We start from the raw sequence: 2,598 nt of genomic DNA on the forward strand, positions 1-2,598 counted from the left end.
TTACGAACGTTTACCTGCCTCCTCAGAAACCTTCATCTACCTTGCGATGATTCGATTGATGTTACGCAAGCTAGCCTGAGTCTTTTGCAACCTCTTCCGTATTTCTAAACATCTTCTAAACTCAACTTTATCCAATTCGGAGAGGAGAAAAGGTAGCAGAATCAGGAAAGCGTTGTTGGAATAATCCTGATGAGCCTGCTACCGAAAGACTTGATGCCTTTGATCGTAACGTTTGCCTCATTGTTTTCCCAGCCCGTGTGGGATTCTGCCTTGGTGCTGCTAGTTGGGGCAATTTTAGCTCCCGGCAAACGAACGGTCAGTGCAATTTTGCGGGTGATGGGTTTAGCGCAAGTGGCTCAGTTTCAAAAATATCATCGGGTGCTCAATCGTGCAGTATGGTCTGCAAGACAAGGAAGCCAGTTGCTGTTGCAGCAGTTAGTCGAGGGATTTGCGTCAAAGGGGGTGTTAGTGATGGGCATTGATGACACCATTGAGCGATGTTGGGGTCAGCGGATTCGGGCAAGAGGAATTTATCGAGACCCAGTACGTTGGAGTGACAGTCATTTTGTTAAAACCAGTGGATTGCGCTGGCTAAGCCTGATGCTGCTGGTTGAAATTCCGTGGTCGCATCGGGTTTGGGCACTGCCCTTTTTCACCGTTCTCGCGCCGTCTAAGCAATACAACCAACGTCAGGGACATCGCCACAAGAAGCTGATTGACTGGGCACGGCAAATGTTAACGCAAGTGAGGCGATGGTTACCTGAGCGTGCGATGGTGCTGGTGGCTAACAGTTCCTTTGCGGCACTGGAATTTCTAGAAGCCTTGGGGCAGTTGCCCAAGCCTGTGTTTGTTGTAACCCGGCTGCGCTTAGATGCTGCTCTGTATGAGCCTGCCCCTCCTCGACAGCTGAAGCAAATGGGTCGTCCCCGCAAAGTCGGCAAGCGGTTTGCGACCCTCAGCACCGTTCTGGATGATGCTCAAACCCATTGGCAGTCGATGCAGTTAGAAGGATGGTATGGCGGACGCTCTGTGGAGCTAGAAGTCGCTTCTCAAACTGCTCTCTGGTATCACACAGGCTTGCCTGCCGTGCCAATTCGCTGGGTTTTAGTCAAAGACCCGACCGGCAAACGGGAACCCCAAGCTTTTCTCTGCACAGACTTAACTGCCAAGCCGGAGCAAATCTTGCTGTGGTTCCGCCAACGCTGGCAGGTTGAGGTGACCTTTGAGGAAGCCCGTGCCCACCTGGGGGTAGAAACGCAACGGCAGTGGTCGGATAAGGCAATTGGACGGACAACTCCTGTTTTGTTCGCACTGTTCTCCATTGTCGTGCTATTAGCGCATCAACTTCAGTCTCAACAGGGATTCACCCTACCTCAATTGACCTGGTACAAAAAATCATTGCCAACGTTCACAGATGCGTTAGCTTTAGTTCGACAACGACTTTGGCAAACTCGACTTTTTCCATCCTCAGGAGCAACAACCGACATGGTAAAAATACCAAAACCTTTGCTGGACTGTTGGTTCAGTTTACTCTGCTATGCTGTCTAAATTGGATAAAGTCGAGCTTAGAGCTGGGTGATTATCTTTCGCCGGAAGGGCTGTCCTGTCGGATTAGCTCTTGGCATCGTCAAGAAGATCGCAGTCTGCCTTTGCGTGGCAAAACCAGCGGAGCCTATATCACTTCGTCGCTGGCAAAAACCGAAGCTGTTAATTCTGGCTTTGATGAAGCGATTTTGCTCAACTCTCAGGGTAAAGTCAGCGAAGCGTCTGGCATGAATATTTTTCTGGTGCGAAACGGCACAATTATTTCTCCTGGCTTTGATCAAGACATTCTAGAAGGCATCACCCGTGATAGCGTGTTGACGATCGCCCGCGACATGGGCTTTCCCGTGGTCGAACGACCCGTTGATAAAACCGAGCTGTTCATCGCCGATGAAGTTTTCCTCAGCGGCACGGCGGCTAAAGTCGCGCCTATCTCCCGCATCGAAAACTACGTTCTGCCTGCCGATCGCCCCATCACCCTAAAGCTGCGAGAAAAGCTGACGGCGATTACCGAAAATCGCGCTTCGGAATATCAGGACTGGGTGTTTCCCATCTCGATCGCCTGACGGTTGCAGTTCTCTATTCGCCCCTTGATGATTAAATTCATCTACAGAGCGATCCCTTAATCAGAACAGGGAGTTCTTGAATTTGAACGGTTAAGGGTAAAAATCATGGAGGCTAGAAAATGAACACAACGATCGAGACTTTAGAAGACAATTTGCGGCAAGCGATGCTCACCAGCGATGTTGCTGTGCTAGCTGAACTTATTGCCGATGATTTGGTTTGGACGATGCCTACAGGCCAGGTCGTCAACAAGCAGTTTGATCTGGACGCGCATCGCTCTGGAGTTTTCAGGTTCACAAGAAGTGAAATTAGCGATCGCCAAATCCATGACTACAGCAATTGTGTTGTGGTTACGCTCAAAGCTGAACTTGCTGGAACATATTAACCCGGCAATCATAGAAGAGGCATGAAGTTATGCAGCATAAGCAATAAACCGATGCTTGAAATATCGCATGACTCGCTGTGGGAGCTTCTGGAGTTTATGCAAATGAG

Annotated in this window: 3 protein-coding genes; all 3 read left to right on the forward strand. The window is 49.6% G+C overall.

From position 1 onward, the window contains the following. Positions 1-189 precede the first annotated feature (189 nt). The 3 genes from H6F80_RS00190 to H6F80_RS00200 all read left to right on the forward strand — a co-directional run bounded on the left by H6F80_RS00190 (position 190) and on the right by H6F80_RS00200 (position 2,491). Positions 190-1,548 (forward strand): IS701 family transposase, encoded by a 1,359-nt coding sequence (locus tag H6F80_RS00190; RefSeq protein WP_190789610.1) that lies wholly within the window; start codon positions 190-192, stop codon positions 1,546-1,548. Continuing rightward, complete coding sequence (locus tag H6F80_RS00195) at positions 1,518-2,108, forward strand: aminotransferase class IV (protein WP_518523488.1); 591 nt, start codon at positions 1,518-1,520, stop codon at positions 2,106-2,108. The genes H6F80_RS00190 and H6F80_RS00195 overlap by 31 nt, the downstream gene beginning before the upstream one ends. A 119-nt stretch (positions 2,109-2,227) precedes the next feature. After that, positions 2,228-2,491, forward strand: a complete 264-nt coding sequence (locus H6F80_RS00200) for a nuclear transport factor 2 family protein (protein WP_190789611.1) — start codon at positions 2,228-2,230, stop codon at positions 2,489-2,491. Positions 2,492-2,598: the final 107 nt, after the last annotated feature.

The organism is Leptolyngbya sp. FACHB-711 (assembly GCF_014695615.1).
Classification (GTDB): domain Bacteria; phylum Cyanobacteriota; class Cyanobacteriia; order Elainellales; family Elainellaceae; genus Leptolyngbya_A.